This window comes from Nocardia sp. NPDC004168, from assembly GCF_040610355.1.
Lineage (GTDB): Bacteria > Actinomycetota > Actinomycetes > Mycobacteriales > Mycobacteriaceae > Nocardia > Nocardia sichangensis.
In genome coordinates this window covers 37,663-53,216 of record NZ_JBEXME010000033.1, presented here as the reverse complement: position 1 = coordinate 53,216, position 15,554 = coordinate 37,663, and the positions used below count along the sequence as shown (strand labels likewise).

12 protein-coding genes and 6 pseudogenes are annotated in these 15,554 nt (G+C 62.6%); 12 read left to right on the top strand and 6 right to left on the bottom strand.

The window, feature by feature from the left end; translation table 11 throughout:
• Nucleotides 1-273: 273 nt before the first annotated feature.
• The 3 genes and pseudogenes from ABZW96_RS33240 to ABZW96_RS33230 all read left to right on the top strand — a co-directional run.
• Nucleotides 274-978: pseudogene (locus ABZW96_RS33240) on the top strand (leucine zipper domain-containing protein); the annotation flags it as partial.
• 304 nt (nucleotides 979-1,282) lie between these two features.
• A complete protein-coding gene (locus ABZW96_RS33235; protein ID WP_355080233.1) occupies nucleotides 1,283-1,888 on the top strand; it encodes a hypothetical protein in 606 nt (201 codons plus the stop codon).
• A 39-nt stretch (nucleotides 1,889-1,927) separates the two neighbouring features.
• Nucleotides 1,928-2,398: a hypothetical protein gene (locus ABZW96_RS33230; RefSeq protein WP_355080231.1), complete on the top strand. Its 471-nt coding sequence runs from the start codon at nucleotides 1,928-1,930 to the stop codon at nucleotides 2,396-2,398.
• Nucleotides 2,399-2,459: 61 nt separating this feature from the next.
• On the opposite strand, the pseudogene ABZW96_RS33225 reads toward ABZW96_RS33230, so the two are convergent.
• Together ABZW96_RS33225 and ABZW96_RS33220 are read right to left on the bottom strand one after the other, a co-directional pair.
• A pseudogene (locus ABZW96_RS33225) lies at nucleotides 2,460-2,543 on the bottom strand (ATP-binding protein); the annotation flags it as partial.
• A gap of 712 nt (nucleotides 2,544-3,255) precedes the next feature.
• A complete protein-coding gene (locus ABZW96_RS33220) occupies nucleotides 3,256-4,005 on the bottom strand; it encodes a GntR family transcriptional regulator (protein WP_355080229.1) in 750 nt (249 codons plus the stop codon).
• Nucleotides 4,006-4,530: 525 nt separating this feature from the next.
• Between ABZW96_RS33220 and ABZW96_RS33215 the strand changes: the two genes are divergently transcribed.
• The 3 genes and pseudogenes from ABZW96_RS33215 to ABZW96_RS33205 form a co-directional block, all read left to right on the top strand.
• On the top strand, nucleotides 4,531-5,037 hold the full coding sequence (locus ABZW96_RS33215) for a DUF4254 domain-containing protein (protein WP_355080227.1): 507 nt from the start codon (nucleotides 4,531-4,533) through the stop codon (nucleotides 5,035-5,037).
• 174 nt (nucleotides 5,038-5,211) lie between these two features.
• Nucleotides 5,212-5,307: a hypothetical protein gene (locus ABZW96_RS33210; RefSeq protein ID WP_355080226.1), complete on the top strand. Its 96-nt coding sequence runs from the start codon at nucleotides 5,212-5,214 to the stop codon at nucleotides 5,305-5,307.
• 40 nt (nucleotides 5,308-5,347) lie between these two features.
• Nucleotides 5,348-5,413, top strand: a pseudogene (locus tag ABZW96_RS33205) (hypothetical protein); the annotation flags it as partial.
• 362 nt (nucleotides 5,414-5,775) lie between these two features.
• Here the strand turns inward: ABZW96_RS33205 and ABZW96_RS33200 are convergent.
• Nucleotides 5,776-7,028, bottom strand: a pseudogene (locus tag ABZW96_RS33200) (IS701 family transposase).
• A gap of 619 nt (nucleotides 7,029-7,647) precedes the next feature.
• On the opposite strand from ABZW96_RS33200, the gene ABZW96_RS33195 reads away from it, so the two are divergent.
• From ABZW96_RS33195 to ABZW96_RS33180, 4 genes and pseudogenes are all read left to right on the top strand, one after another.
• The gene (locus ABZW96_RS33195; protein WP_355080224.1) at nucleotides 7,648-8,067 is read left to right on the top strand and encodes a hypothetical protein; all 420 of its coding nucleotides are present in this window, start codon (nucleotides 7,648-7,650) and stop codon (nucleotides 8,065-8,067) included.
• Between the two features lie 138 nt (nucleotides 8,068-8,205).
• Nucleotides 8,206-9,039 (top strand): hypothetical protein, encoded by an 834-nt coding sequence (locus ABZW96_RS33190; protein WP_355080222.1) that lies wholly within the window; start codon nucleotides 8,206-8,208, stop codon nucleotides 9,037-9,039.
• A gap of 496 nt (nucleotides 9,040-9,535) precedes the next feature.
• A pseudogene (locus ABZW96_RS33185) lies at nucleotides 9,536-10,031 on the top strand (Mu transposase C-terminal domain-containing protein); the annotation flags it as partial.
• Nucleotides 10,032-10,366: 335 nt separating this feature from the next.
• Nucleotides 10,367-11,368, top strand: coding sequence for a dihydrodipicolinate synthase family protein (locus ABZW96_RS33180; protein WP_355080235.1), 1,002 nt, complete (start codon nucleotides 10,367-10,369; stop codon nucleotides 11,366-11,368).
• Nucleotides 11,369-11,864: 496 nt separating this feature from the next.
• Here the strand turns inward: ABZW96_RS33180 and moaC are convergent.
• Nucleotides 11,865-12,332: pseudogene (gene moaC / locus ABZW96_RS33175) on the bottom strand (cyclic pyranopterin monophosphate synthase MoaC); the annotation flags it as partial.
• A 499-nt stretch (nucleotides 12,333-12,831) separates the two neighbouring features.
• Here moaC and ABZW96_RS33170 point away from each other — a divergent pair.
• Complete coding sequence (locus ABZW96_RS33170; protein WP_355080220.1) at nucleotides 12,832-13,197, top strand: group 1 truncated hemoglobin; 366 nt, start codon at nucleotides 12,832-12,834, stop codon at nucleotides 13,195-13,197.
• A 208-nt stretch (nucleotides 13,198-13,405) separates the two neighbouring features.
• Entirely contained in the window at nucleotides 13,406-13,978 is a 573-nt protein-coding gene (locus ABZW96_RS33165) for a TetR/AcrR family transcriptional regulator (protein ID WP_355080219.1), read from the top strand.
• Nucleotides 13,979-14,125: 147 nt separating this feature from the next.
• Here the strand turns inward: ABZW96_RS33165 and ABZW96_RS33160 are convergent, their stop codons facing one another.
• Both ABZW96_RS33160 and moaA read right to left on the bottom strand, forming a co-directional pair.
• Nucleotides 14,126-14,368: a MoaD/ThiS family protein gene (locus ABZW96_RS33160; RefSeq protein WP_355080217.1), complete on the bottom strand. Its 243-nt coding sequence runs from the start codon at nucleotides 14,366-14,368 to the stop codon at nucleotides 14,126-14,128.
• The gene (moaA, locus tag ABZW96_RS33155) at nucleotides 14,361-15,419 is read right to left on the bottom strand and encodes a GTP 3',8-cyclase MoaA (RefSeq protein WP_355080216.1); all 1,059 of its coding nucleotides are present in this window, start codon (nucleotides 15,417-15,419) and stop codon (nucleotides 14,361-14,363) included. The genes ABZW96_RS33160 and moaA overlap by 8 nt, the downstream gene beginning before the upstream one ends.
• Nucleotides 15,420-15,554 lie beyond the last annotated feature (135 nt).

Genomic DNA, 15,554 nt, shown 5'->3' with positions numbered 1-15,554 from the left:
CCCCAAAACAGTCGAAAAACACCTCGCACGAGTCTTCGCCAAACTCGGCACATCCACCCGCGCCGGCGTAGCCGCAGCAATGAACCACAACCGCAACCTTCCAAGGGAGAGCTCTAGAGCGCGTCGCTACATGCCCGATGAGGGGTAGATCTAGTCGTTGCGGGTCGTGACGTTGGTGGCACGGGGTGCGGGGTGGGCTGAAAGGGGCGGTTCTTTCGGCGGCAGAATGTGAAGCGCCAACTCACACATCAGCCATAGAACGAAAGAACCGCCGTGTCTCACCGTAATGCCCCGCTCACTGTAGAGGGCCGCCACCGGCTCGTGCACCGCTGCCAAACCCGCCCGATCTCTCATGTCGCCGCTGAGATGGGCATCTCACGGCAATGTGCCTCGAAGTGGGTCAACAGGTTCCGCCGGTTCGGCGAGCTCGGCCTGCTCGATCGATCCTCGGCGCCGCACCGGTCGCCGACAACGATCCCACTGGAACTGGTCAACCGAATCGAGCAGCTGCGCAGGACCAGGAAGTGGTCGGCACGCAGGATCGCGCTGGAACTCGCCGCCGAGGGCACCGCCGTATCGGTGCGGACCGTCGGCCGTCACTTGGCCCAGCTCGGGCTGAACCGGCGTCGCTTCCTGGACTCGAACGGCGAACCGATCCGGGCGCCGCGCCGCATCATCGCCCGCCGACCGGGGCATATGGTGCATGTCGACATCAAGAAAGTGGGCCGGATCCCCGACGGTGGCGGCTGGCGCGTCCACGGCCGAGGTTCGACCCAGGACCTGGCCGCCCGGGCCGCGGCCAAGCGCTGCCGGCCCGGATACTCGTTCCTGCACACTGCGGTCGACGGCTACTCCCGCTTGGCCTACACCGAGGCCCTGCCGGACGAGAAAGCCATCACCGCGATCGGTTTCGTATTCCGAGCCAGGGCGTTTTTCGCCGCTCACGGCATCACCCGGATCGAGCGGATCGTCACCGACATTCAAACTTGGTGACGGGCTCGAAGCCCTCGCCCGGCGCGGCCGGCTGGGTGAGAATTCGGGTCTCCGGCGCCTGCATGCCACCACTGGTTCACCGATCGGGGTTGTGCCTCTTGCCTGTTGATCGTGGGGCTTGCAGGGGCATCGCCGGGTGAGGTGCGTCCTGTTAGGAACCCGGCGACGCGGTGACGGTCAGCATCACCCCCGTCGCCACGATCCCTGTTGGTGAATGTCTGGTACGGCATCGACCCCGCGGCAGGGGTGTTCACGCCGGACTCCGGAAGCCACCGAGAGAAATGGGGTCGTGTCGTTGGGAACATGGCTGGGTATCGATGTCGCCTGTCGTGTGGCGCATCAGGCCAGTCTGGCCGACGAACAGGGCAGATTCGTGTGGTCCGGACGCACGCTCACACTCGAACAGCAGCGCGGACTGTTCCGTCGGTGGACGACCGCTCCGGGCCGTGCACCGCATGTGGCTCTGGTCGGCATCCTCGCGCTCCTGCACGGCGGCTCCAGCCGCGAGGCTCGGTTGCTGCGCTGCGATGACATCGACCTGCGGCACAGGACCGTCCGACTCGGCGATCGACCTCATCCGGTCCCGATGGATCCTGCGAGCTGGGCGGTATTGGGGCGCTGTCTCGCCCATCGCGACTCATGGGGAACCGCAAACCCGCACGTCATTGTCACCAAGGGAACCAAAGCCGGACGCTCACCGGCATCGGTCGCCTATCTCAGCCACGTCCTCGACGCGTGCGGGTTCGGGCCGCGCATGATCCGCAGCACCCGGCTGATCGGCCTGGTCAACATGATGGACCCGAAACTTGTGGCCGCCGCTTTCGGGATGACACCAGAGGCGACGATGATCTACCTGGCAGACCATGTCGACTCGACTCGGCTGCCGAATCCATAACGTGCTCCAGAAAACCACGAAACTCCAGAAAGGGCGGCCATGGCCGATATGTCGCTGACGTGGAACCTCAACGGCACCGGGTGGGCCGACGTCGTCGTCACAGGCCAGCAAGCACAAGTCGAGGTCACCGCCTCATGCATCACCGACGCTCCCGAGGACCTTCTGACCGCTGTAGCGCGAGTCGTACTTGGCGAGAAAGAAACACGGGCACAGTTCGAGGCGGAACCCACAGCCTTCCGTTGGATCTTCTATCGTGAAGGCAACGCCGTATGGATTCGCGTGCTCGAGCTGCCCGACGGTCGCAAACACGACAACGCCGGCATCGAGATATGGTCAAGCTGGCAGACCATCGAAACCCTCGGACGGTCAGTAATCCGCTGCTTCGACGAGGTAGCAACGAAGTACGGCGAGAGCGGATACCGCGGCAAATGGACGCAACACTTCCCTCGCTCCGAACTTGAAGCCCTCCGGACAGCCTGGCACACGAATCGACACAGCGAACCCACCTGAGCCCGGCCGAACCAGTGATATTTCGGAGTCACTACGCACATGTTCGCGCGAACAAGTGCGCTTTGGAGAACGGCAGGTTCGAGGTCAGGATCAGCGAGGCGTGTTCGTAGCGGCTGGAGACCAGTTGGAAGAACAGGTTCGCTGCTGGATCACGTCACGGACGGTGCCCTCGTCGGCCTGCACCGGTTGGCGATGACCGGCACCCGTTACCCGTTGACCGAGGCCAACAGCGTCGTCGCGCTCCGGAACCTCACCGAACTGGTGCTGCGCCGGCGCACGATCTGCTGCGCTCCTGCCCCTCCTGGCCGGTCAACCTGCGCACACGGACAGGCTTGGCCACCACACCCCGACGATCGGACGGACATCACCGCATATCCAACCGCCTCGGGGACTGTGCCGCCGACTGCTCACGGTCAGGGGCTATTTCGCACTCAGGCTTTCGACCTCGGCGGCCAGCACGGCCATGTCGCAGTACATGCATGTAGTGCTTGATCGCGTACTCGTCTTCGATCGCCAAGAGGACGTTGTCGAATACTGCCGTCAGCCGCGTGAGGCATGCGCGGTGTCGTTCGGTGAGAGGTCCCTCGAGGACGCTCGTGGCGTAGGCGTAGGCGTCCGCATCGAGCATCACCATGTCCTGGGTTTCGATGTCCAGGCTGCGGAAGCCCGAGGGAATGGCAAGGCCGTGTGCTCGGCCGCCATCCGCGAGAGCACATCCAGCTTCGCTTCGAACGTGTCGGCGATCATGCCAGGCACACCCAGGCGTCCAGGAGCGATTCGGGCCACCCGGTGAACCTGTGGGTATAGCACCAAGTAGACGTCCGGCCCTCTACGCAGCAGGCGAAGAAAGTTCGCCTTCACGTCGCCGCCGAGCCGAGTTCCAATTCGGAGAGCTTCGAAGCGGCCCAATCCAGATACTGGGTCATCGACTCCTGCGCGCTCAGTCTGTCGCGATCTCTGATCGCGTGGAACGTGCGTTCACGGAGTGCTGTACACATCTCGATCGCTCCCGGGATCGCGGCCAGTTGTTCGCTAACGCGTCGCATAGCGATCGCGAACGACGTGGAGAGGTCGACCAAGAGCGGGTTGTGCGTACTCGTTGCGATGGCGAGTTGTAGTTGTGCGTCGACTTCGGCGAACTTGCGCGAACCGAGATCCGGTGCGGCGAGAATCTCGTGTAGACCTGCGATGAGCTCACTCATACGGCTGATATCGTCGTCACTCCGTGCGAGCGTGGATAATCGAGCTGTCTCGAAGTCCAGTGCCCGTCGCACAGCGAGGACATCTCGCGTGTGGGCTCGGCTCAATCGCTCGACGAGTTCGTGGGAAGTGGAAGCAGCCGCTCGAACATAGGTGCCGTCACCCTGCTTGACTTCAAGCAATCCCGCGTGAGCGAGAACCTTGACGGCCTCACGCACGGTAGTCCGACCGACACCGAGCTGGGCTTGCAACTGGGGTTCGGCGGGCAGTTTAGACCCGACTTCGAAAGCCCCGCTCCGAATGCCGTGTTCGAGCCTTTGCACCACCTCGTCGACCAGGCCCCGCTTGCGGATCGGAGTAAGTTCGGCTTGCATCGGCTTTCCGGCTGTGGGCACATCGGGGAGCACGTTGGCAAGTGTACGGCAGTCACCCCAAGAACGGGTCATCAGTTGGCTGTCGCTGTTGCTCTCGGCGCCGATCTCAGCTAATCTCTAGACAGCTGGTCATCAGCTGTCTGAGTCCACGAGGTGGCTGGTGCCCCGCTGGGCGCTGGTAATGAGCCTCGTGGCGCGTACTGGGCTGCGGAACGAGGCTGCTGTTGGTGTTGCACTGGGCCCGGCAGGAGCTGTGACGCACCGCAGGCTGACCCTTCCGGATCGATGAAATTCGCGTGCCACTCGATTCGGAAGGGTCGGACGGGTATATGGTGCGTCGCTCTTCCCGAACGAAGCGCAGCAGAGGCTGCCAGGAACGCCAGCCGTAGGCATTTGCCCCATATCCCGTGCGGTGTGGTCGTGAGATCGTCATGTTGTGTTGAAACTCCCGATTACCGGTGCGCGGTTCGATTATGTCGCCTCCGCGAGGTGGTCGCTCGGTGCCAGCTTGTCGTCTGGTTTTCGCGGTTCCCCCGGCGTCGCCCCGGAGAGTCGGCGGTGAGTAGTGTGCACGATGGCAAGTACCTGCCGAGTAAGGAGGCGGTACTGGCGGCATGTCGCGGATTCCCGCTTCCGGGCAACCTTCTTCTTGATTCGGCGCGTGAACTGGCAGTTCTCTATGAGTCGCATACCAATTTATTTCTCGGCGTTGATGACATAATCGAAAGAAATAGGTACCACGAACTCGGGCGAATCATGGATTGGGCCGTACTTATCGATACGGTCGTCTGCGTCCGTCGCGACCAGCTGGTCGCTTCGATCGATGAGTGGGTCGAACTCGTTGTACCGGCGGCAAAACCAACGGCGCCGATACACGTGGAAACTGTGGGACGTGTCGTCGACAGACTGGCGTTGCTGACGGTGCGGTCCTACATCGCTCTGGCTAACGAGCCCGTCCGCGTGGCCCGGGCCGTCCACGCTGAACTCTATATCGAAGCCGCTGCTTACGGGGACCTCGCCAACCTGCTCTCCGTTGGACTGAAGCGCTTGCCATCTAACTATTGAACGGCAGGAATACGACCGCGCTGACGAATGTCGTTCTCGATCTTTGATAGACGACTCCAGTCGTATGCCCTCGCTGCTATGCCTCACTCTGGGACGATATGACTTCAACTTCTGGGTGAAAGCAATGCCGCTTTTGGGCACACTCGTTTATCTATCGTCGATCGTGCCGGTGGCATGCGACCAATGGTGGAGACCATTGGAAACTGCGCAGTCGCCCTGACATACAGCGGTGAAGTATACAATTTCCCGGAATTGAGGCGCAGGCTTTAGTGCGCTTGGTCACAATTTCCGGACCCGTTCGGATACCGAGGTAGTGCTGCGTGCATACCTACAATGGGGCGAAGGCTGCGTCGAAGAACTAGTACTCCGGCAGTAGATCGTGGTTTTGGTTGTGTAATGGTGCCGTTGGCTCGGGCTTTCCAGAGCAGGGTCCGGGCTTCGTGGGTGTCGAGTTTGGTCAATCCGACTACAGCCCAGTCTCGTAGCGACTCCTCGGAGCTGTTGAGTTGGGCGTCGAGTGTCGGCAAGGCCGCCGGAGATCGAGTTTCCCCGATCAGTTCGAGCAGCCAGCATCGCAATCCGTGATCGTCGTGCTCGTGTTCGAACTGCTCTCTGAGTTCGTCGAGGTGATCGGCGGCCTTGGGTAGCAGTAGGTGGAACCCGTCCTCCCGGCTCTGCGGGTCGTGGCGTCGCATGAGCCGCATTGCCTCGTGGAAGTCCCGGGTCATGTCAATCTCCCTATCGAGCAACTCGCGCCTGTTCGGATCGCCGCCGGTAGTGACTGGTTTTGGCGCGTTGTTGGTGCCGTCGTCGCCAGATCGATCGGCGCAACTTGAGGCCGATGTCGAGGATCGGTCGAATAAGGAATGTGACGAAGAGATGTCGAATCTCGTTGCGGGTCAAGGGGATCAGCCCTTCGGGTGCGGGCTGGGCGGCTCGTTCGCGGGCGGTGAGGACGGTCAGCAACGCCAGGGCGAGCATGGATAGCATTGTCCAGCGGTGCCAGGAGGTCCAGCGGCGGCCCTGGTGTTCGTCGAGCCCGGCCAACCCTTTGCCGGATTGTAAATCCTCTTCCACCACCCAGCGTCGCCCCGCCACCGCGACCAACGCCGACAGCGGCACGGGGTGCGGCGCGTAGCAGCGGTAGTAGGCCAGTTCACCGCTGTTGGGGTTGCGGCGGAGCAGCAACCATCGACACCCGGTGGCGGCGGTGTCCGTGTTGACGTCGATCCACGCCCAGTCGTAGACGCGGGGGCCTTTCGCGCCGTCACCGGCGGATAGTCGTTGCCACGCGTGTTTGGGCAGTTCAGCGGCGAGTGTGTCAGGGCGGGCCGGGCCGGTCGCTGTGTCGAGGCGTCGATCACGGCCGATGGCCAGCACGTATGCGACCTCGCGCGTCTCCAGCTCCTTGCGCAGGGCCGGGTCGGCGCCGTAGACCTCGTCTCCGGTGACCCATCGGGCGGGCACGCCCGCGTCGAGGGCTTCGGTGATCATTCGTGTGGCCAAGGCGGGTTTGGTCGCGAACGTCGTGTCGTCCGGGATTCCGGCCGCAGTGCACCGCTGCGTGTCCTCGGTCCAGGATTTCGGCAGGTACAGGGCTCGGTCGATGAACGTGTGGCCCATGTCGGTGATATAGGTTAAATGCACCGCCACCTGGGAGTTCTCGATCCTTCCGGCGGTGCCGGTGTATTGCCGTTGCGTGCCTACGGTGTGGGTTCCCTTCTTGAGGTAGCCGTTTCGTCCACCACCAAAATCGCTTCGGTCCCACCGAGGTGTTCCTCTACGTAGCCGCGCAGGTCCGCACCCACCCCTTCGGTGTCCCAGCTCGCCCGTGACAGCAGATTCTGCATCGCGTCGGGTGTGTCGTCGCCTGCCTGCTCAGACAGGGTCCAACAGTTCTTGTTCGGCAGCTCGGAGGCCAACCCCGCCACCATCCTACGTGCGGTGCGGCGGGACTCGACCCGCGTGAACCGTCCCGCGACACGAGCCATCAGGTCATCGAAATGCGCCTGCCACCGGTCGGCCGCTACGCTGTAGCTGGCGGCCACCACGAAATCCGTTGGGGTAAACACAAATCCGACATGATCACGTGGTGGCCGCTCTACTCCCTGGTAGCCACGCCCTGGTCACGATCTACTGCTGGAGTACTAATGCTCGCCGACGCCGGCCCGCAATGGCCAGCCTGATCTCACCGCGGCACTGCCTTCGTTGGCTGGAACGCCGATCATGGGCGCAAGATCAGCCGAGCTTCCAGTCAACTGGCTGGTCGCCCGATTCTTGGGTTGCGAGGCCGCGACAAAACTCAAGGTCGGGCAACTGCACAAAGTGACCTGGTCGACATATTCTTTCGCGCGGGTATGGCCACAAGGGTGAGCCGCCGCACCGGAACTGGCAAGCCGGATCGTTGGTCCGCCGGGGTAGGGAGTGCCGCTCGATGCCACGCGATAAGCCTTGCGCGGTGGTGTACCGGGCATCCAACGCAACAGCGGCTGGGTTGTTGGATTGATGCGTAGGCATTTCCCCCATGCCGCTGGTGTGGGGGGCGTGGGAGTGTGGCTGGTGTCACCGCAGCTATGCGCGGTCGCGTGATGAACCATCGGAACGGGGAAGATGCTCGCCATAAAGATTGTCGTGTGGGGCTTGGTCGCGGGATTGGTCAGCACTGCCGCAATGGCGGTCCTCTACTCGAACCCGTGGGTGGCGCGTATCCACACCCACCACCAGAGAACCAACGTCGCCGGACAGAGCAACCGCCCGGGTCTGCGCAGGTTCACCGCGCATTTCCTGGGTACGCAGCTCGAGGCCTACATCATGACCATCGGATACGCGTGGTTGCATCCGCTACTTCCGATGAACGGACTGACCGGGGCGCTGACACTGGCCATCCTCTTCGCGGCATTACGCGTCTGCGCGCCGGTGTGGGCGCTGTGGATGCAGGAAACCTATTCCGGCGGCTACCTCGCCGTGGAAGTCGCCAGCGCAGTCCTCAGCAGCATCGTCATCACGCTGTCACTCTATGCGCTCATGTAACGACCGGTGCCCGCGCGAGTGCACCGACCGACGGCGCGGCGCTCCGAAGAGGCCGACTCCCCAAGTCACCGTCATGTGCCGCGCTGTCAAGACAAATGATCCTATGGTCCAGCAGTTTTCCGAGTGAGGTGTGGTCTCGTGGTGCTCGGCAAATGGTTCCGTAAGCGTGTGGTCGAACCACTGTCCAGGGACGTCATCCCCGACGCCGCCCATGCGGCGGAAAAGCGGATTCGGCAGACTGCTGAGACTCTGGAGGAGTTCGCGCGCAAGACGATGCCCGAACAAGACCTGCAAGGTCGACGCCAGATCGAGCAGTCCAGTCTCGGAGGGCCACCAGCAGGTGGGCATGAGCCGGTCGACCCGTCGCCGAGGTCGTCGGCGGTGTTCTCGCCGGGCATGTCCGCACAGCAGGTCCATGAAACGGTGGCGGGGCTGCTGAGCGACCGCGCCGCCGTCGGCGTCGCCGCGCTGCCGGTGAACTACGGTCTGAAAGCCTCGGGCAAAGACGGGGTCCGCCTGGATTTGACGACGCAGCGCAGTGCCGCCGGCTCCGTGGTCAGCGGGTCGGTCGAATCGCTTCGGATACCCCGTGGGGGGAAGGAATATTGCCCGAGGCCTGGGGGTGGTGAGAAGTTCGGCGAGTTCGAGTGGAGGGATCCGGGGAACGGGACGGATCCCTCGTGGTCGATGCGGTTATTGGGGGATCGCAAGCGTCTCGGTGAGGTAGCCGACTCGCTGCCTGAGCAGTTGGCCGCGCTGACTCCGGGGTTCGATGCGGATCGGGTGCGTTCGGTGGTGGCCGACGCGGTGCAGGTGGCCTCGCAGCACAAGGATCTGAAGAAGTGGGGCGGATCGCTGGCTGCCGAGGCGACGGGCGAGCAGCTACGTGTGCGCGTGTCGAAAGGCGCCATACCCGCCGACATGATGTCCGCCGACTGGGTGTTGTTCGATCGCACCGTCACCCGGGACTAGGGCAAGGTCAGTACGCCAGACGACAAGCGCCCGCGGCTCCAGATCCAGCATCCAGCCGGGTCGCGGGCGCTTGCTCGGGTGGGGTGAGGTTGAGCACGAGGTCACCCCGGCGGCGGATGGTGTGCTGAATGTAGGGGTGATGGTGGCCAGGTCGTCGCGATCGACCCTACTGACATCGAGCGGGAAAATCTACTGACATGTACTGAGAAAACCCCAGTTCAAACCACTGACAATCTCGCGGGAACTCGCACCCTGAACATGACTTCGAACATCACTGAAGTCGACTTCGGAAACCGACAGGAATGTCAATGTTCGAACTCCTTTGCACCATTGTCCTGGGGGTTCGGCTCTGTTTGCAGTGGACTTCGAACATCGGCGTGTCGCGAACTCGTCTGCACTACCGTGCTTTTCGTTCGAAGTCGTGTGCACGAGAGAGCATCGGTATGTCCGAGGATACGGCCAAAGCCGTGGACCGCGCCGTGGTCACCGCAGATGAGTCGATTTCCTGCCGGTGGAGCGGCGGTCGCTGACCCGCAGCGGTTTCCGGCTCGACCACGTCCAATACTATTGCGACGCGCTGAAGCCGCTGATCGCGCGCCGGGAGCTGCTCGGCAAGTTCGTACTGCGGCGCGACCCGCGCGACATCTCCCGCATCTGGGCCCTACACCCGGACACCGGTGAATACCTCGAGGTGCCGTACCGGACGTGGTCACGTCCGGCGATCAGCGTGTGGGAGCAGACCGCAGCGGTGGCCCGGCTGCGCGAGCAAGGCCGCGCCGAAGTCGACGAGAACGCGCTGTTCGCGATGGTCGAACAGATGCGCCACATCACCGACACCGCCACCGCGGCCAGCCGCAAGGCCCGCCGCGACAAACAGCGCCGCAACAACAACACCCGGCCCCGCAAGGGCGCGGATCCCGGTCCTGCCATCACCGCCCGCCGATTCGGCGGCCGCGCCGGTGGCGCCGTTCGAGGAGATCGAGCAGTGGTGATCGACGAACGGGACCTGTCGCATCTGCATTCCTCGGCGCGCCCGATCGCGATGCTGCCGGGCCCGCAGCGGTTGCGGTACGTGCGTGGGGACCGGTGGATCGGCTACACCGGTAGGGAGTGCCGCTCGATGCCACGCGATGAGCCTTGCGCGGTGGTGTACCGGGCATCCAACGCAACAGCGCTGGGTTGTTGGATTGATGCGTAGGCATTTCCCCCATGCCGCTGGTGTGGGGGGCGTGGGAGTGTGGCTGGTGTAACGCGCCGCAGCGCTCCGGGATGAGGATGCGTGTACCGCGCGGGAATCATCCGACGTGGCCGAACGGACGTGATCTGCATGGGTGAGAGACTGGCGCACAAAGCGATCTCGGGGATCGTAGCGCGGTTGGTGACCCCGTTCGCGCCCGACTTCGGCGTCGACGCCGCCACGCTGCGCAGGCTCGTGAACCGGATGATCGACGCGGGTGTCGATGCCTTCATGCCGTTCGGTGACAGTGGCGAGAGCGCTTATCTCGGCCGGACCGAATGGCGCCGCGCCGCGGCGATATGCCTCGAGCACATCGATGGGCGGGTGTCCTGCATCGTCGATGTCTCCGATGTCACCACTGCGGGCGTTATCGAACGTGCCCGATTCGCCGAGCGACTCAACGCGACCGCGATCATGGTGAAGCCGGTGTCGTGCTGGCGGCTCAGCGGCAACGAACTGAGACTGCACTTCGCGACCATCGCCGAATTCGTCGGCTTGCCGATGATGATCGGTAACGACCCAGCAATCACTGGCGTCGACATGCCTCCCGAATTCCTCACCGACCTCGCCGCGGACGTCGAGACCATCACGATGGTCGAGGAGTCCAGCGGCCTGATCGGTCGAATCGGCCGCATCAGCGAACTCAGCGGCGGCGCAGTGACCGTATTCAACGGCAGCGACCTCCACACCCTGCATGCCGCCAACGCCGGCGCCGCCGGATGGTCTACTGCCGCAGTCTGCCTGCTACCCGAACAGATCGTGCGCGTCTGGCAGCTACTGAATACCGGACACGTCCTGGCCGCCGCCGAACTGTTCGACCACCTCGCACCGCTACTGGCCACGATCGATGAATACGGCGCCCCCGCCACCATCAAATCCGGCCTACGCACCCTCGGCCTCGACGTCGGCGACCCAAGACTGCCCCAACTACCACTCGACCACAGCACCAGCATCCAACTGGCCCAACTCATCGGCCACACACAAACGAACACTCCAATTGACCACAGTTCGCGCCAAATCGGAATCAAGACATGCGAATGCTCAAGTGGCAGGCTTTGCGATGACGCGTCAGTGCTCGACGGCCATGAGTAGTGGAAGCACGCGGGCAGGCTGTGCTCCCGCTACAGGACTTCGGCCGCTATACACCGGTCGGCGGCCCAGACGAGCACCCGAGGCTCCACGATCGGCACCGGTCGGTGGTCGTGAAATCGGCATGCTGCCCGAGGCAGGATTGTCTTGGTCAAAATTCTGAGCTTCACCAGCCAGACCTACTTCATAGATGTCCCGCTCATGGGCGAGGCATATGTGCAGGATCGAGTTTGCAGAATGCGCGCAGCTTGCGGGACTGTGGTCAGTGTCCGGGATGCAGGATACTGAGGCGGAGCATACGCACCGATGCGGTGCCGGAATAGCGCTGATCGGCAGGTACTTCCGACACGTCACGAACATCGGGCCTCCACTTTGCCGCAGTTACTACACGCTCGCGGGGTCATTCCGCTGAGTTGTCATGCAGCGGTAAGGCTCTCGAACCGGCATGGTGCAGTTGAATAAGGCTGGAGTGCGGCACCTTCGACACCGCGGCAGGATCGTTCCGGACCCAGTTGCCGGACTTCCCCCCGTTCTTTGTGAGTAGTCGGACGGTATCCAGAGTTGCTGCGGGGTCGATGGCTTTCAGCATGTAACTCAAATTCAGTCCCGCCACCGTGACAGCTGTGAGCGCCTCCATCTCCACTCCCGTGGGACCGCGCGTCTTCGCTGTCGCTTCTATCGCGACCACGGTCTCACGAAAATCGAACTCCACCGTCACTGCCGACAGGGCCATTTGGTGACAGAGTGGAATCAACTCCGCAGTGCGCTTCGCAGCCATGATGCCGGCAATCCGCGCTGTCGCGAGAATTTCAGATGACCGTGCATTCCCGGCGCTCAGCAGCGCGACGGCTTCTGAGGTGGTCCGGAACTCACTTGCTGCGACCGCGGTCCGTGCGGTGTCGGTTTTGGCACTCACATCGACCATACGGGCGCGACCGTCCCCATCTACATGCGATAACTCGCTCATGCGCTCCAGACTTGCACGCTCACGCGAGAAATGCTGGTACTGAGACCTTCCCAGCTGTGGATACTCGCGGCGTTAGCTTATGGCTCGGCGCTCAAGCGTGGGTACCGAGAGCCGGTGAGCGTAGGCATTTCCCCCATATCGTCCCCCTCGCGGGCATGGCAGGGTCGAATTGTGGATGACTACTGTTCGCCCGAGAGGCCCCGCGGCAGGTTTCAGTGCAGTGGCAAGCGGCTTCATAGCAGCTTGCTCTACGCGCCTATGCACAAGGTCGATGCCATGATCGGTCGGCCTGATGCGGTTGTTGATGGTGCCAATGAAAAGTTGTCCGTGCGGGCGGTGCGTCGAGCGGGTCGGTCACCAGCGTTCGCCGAGCAGGCGGAGTTATCTCGCAAAGGCTTGTGATGGTTGGCACTGAGAAGTGTTGCGATACAGCGCCATCGAACCTTCGTTCTTTCAATGCCACCGCGGCGGACTCGTGTACCGATAAAGGGATTTTGCAATGAGCACTATTTACGACCGGATCGGCGGAGCCGAGGCCATCGAGGCCATCGTCGCAGACTTCTATCGTCGTGTCCTCGCAGACGACGAGTTGGCTGGATTCTTCACCGGCACCAATATGTCCCGGCTCCAAGGGCGGCAAGCGGAGTTCTTCGCTGCGGTGCTCGGCGGCCCCGATCCCTACGTAGGCGCTCCGTTGCGCCGTGTTCACCAAGGCAAAGGAATAACCATGCGTCACTTCGAACTCGTGGCCGCTCGGCTGGCGGATTCGCTTGCGGGGGCAGGTCTGCCCAGCATGATCGTGGAAGAGATCATGGGTGCGGTGTCGAGTTTGGCGCCGGATATCGTCGGTGATTCACCAGCTTGACCTGTTGACGTCTAGCCGATCGATCGGACCGCAGCGAAGTTCCGGCGGCGCCCAGGGCGGAATGCTCACTTACGGGATAATGCCTGTTGCGAAAGAGTTGATCCGATGTCCATTGAAATACAACCGTGCGCGAAACGTGTTCGGACGCTTCAGTGCAGTTGCGTCTATGCAGGATTGCGAAACCTGAACCAGATAGGTAGATACCCTGATGGCATCCACGATGCGCGTACGCCGTTCACGTTCCGATCGTCGGCGGGTGCTGGACGCCGCAACGGAACTCTTTCTCGATGGGGGGTTGCAGCAGACAACGATCGATATGGTTGCCGATCGCGCCGGTTTCCCCCGAAAAACCGTTCAACGGCTGTATCCGATCAAGCGCCTTCTCGCCACGGATGTCGCGGAGGACATGTGTCATCGAGCCGTTGACAGGGTGCGGCGCCATCAGCCGCGGGATATCGACCATCTCATCGACACGCTTGCGATCTGGACATATGTTGGTACGACGCGAACTGGCTGGGTGCGGCTCTACAATGAGGTCGCGACCGTTGATCACCCGTACGCGATCGACACGAGTGAGAGACGAGAACGCCTGCGCGAGGCCTTGTCCGAGTTGCTGACCAACGTAACCAGTTGTCACCCGTCGCGAGCTGAGGCTACCGCGGATTTCCTTCTGACCGTCGCCATCGGCTTGGCCGCCCAGAAAGTCGACAGCACTGATCTCCAGCTGGCTACTATCCGGCGTCAGATCGGGATAGTGCTGCGTGGAGCCCGAGGTACGTAGGTCGAGGTTGTCAGCGCAAAAGTCGATTTTGCAATCCGAGCGGTAGTGGCGGTTCTCTGTCCAGCGCTCGTTCAGTGTCGGCCGAGCCCCCTTCTTGCCACACAACTCGCTGTATGTGGTGCGACTCGGCCGGGGGGACTGTCTGTCTTACCCTCCCGCAAACGGCGGCAAGACATCGACGCGGGGAGTAACGCCGGTTTCCAGGTCACGGGTCAGCTCGTCACCGACGACATATGCGCAAACCGACAATAACTTGTCAAGTTTCTCTCCATATGCGTCGAACAGTAGCTTCCGCAGGTCGGCCAGGGTGGATCCGGCGGGCAGGTCGACCAGCTCGCGATCCTTGCCGACTACTTCGGCGATCGAGGCGAAATAACGGACTTCAACCACCGATGGCTCCCATCGTGCGCTGTGGCGGGACGAAATCGTCAGCGTTGATACGGTGCCCCGCCCATTTGTTCCACATCGCACCTCGCCAGACTGCGGCAATCTCGGCGTCGCCTGCGCCGGATCGCAGTAGCTGGCGTAAGTCGTATTCTTGGTCGCTGAACAGGCAGGATCGCACCCTTCCCTCTGCTGTGAGCCGAGTGCGATCACAGGTACTACAGAAATTGCGGGTGACGGTCGCGATGACGCCGACCGTCGCAGGCCCACCGTCGACCAGCCATAGCTCGGCGGGCGACGCGGGATCCGGGCGACCCGAACGGGTGAGGGTGAACCGGCCGCCCAGGATGTCGAGCAACTCGGCGGCGGAAACCATGTTCCTTCGTACCCATTCGCGGTCGGCGTCCAGTGGCATCTCTTCGATGAATCGAAGTTCGCATCCTTCGTTGAGGCACCAGTTCAGGAGGTCGGGAGCGCCGGCGAGGGTGGTGCGCATGAGTACTGCGTTCACTTTGACCGGAGTCAGACCGGCCGCACGCGCAGCACGTATTCCCGCGAGGGCCGAGTCCAGCCGGTCCCGGCGTGTCAGTTTTGCGAAACCATCGCGGTCAAGGGTATCGAGGGAAACGTTGATGCGGCTGAGCCCGGCCGCGGCCAGGCCACGTGCGCGATGCTCCAATCCGACGCCGTTGGTCGTCATTGCCAGAGGCGTTTCGGGAACAGCGTTGTGACAGCCGCCGATTATCTGCTCGAGATCGCGCCGCATCAAAGGCTCGCCACCTGTGAAACGCACCTCGTGTACCCCGAGCTCGTGCACAGCCAACGCGACGAGCCGGACGATCTCGTCGACGGATAGCAGCTCACCCTTCGGAATCGGCGGTAGGCCTTCCTCTGGCATGCAGTACGTGCAACGCAGAGAACATTTCTCGGTAATGGACACGCGCAGGTCTCGTGCTATTCGACCGAAGCGGTCCGCGAGATATGGCGTATCGGGGCGCCCGTCGATGGAGGGGCGGCCAGCTCTGGTAGCGGGTATCCCCAGCTCGACCGGACTCATGTAGTAATTATCTTCGCTGGCCAGTAGCCTGCAATTGAATGCTCCCCACTGTTGGGAATTTTCGATAAGCCGCGTTTTGCCTGTCGGCCACTCGGCTGACAGCCGGGAGAGCGGCGCATCGGAATATTGCCGTCG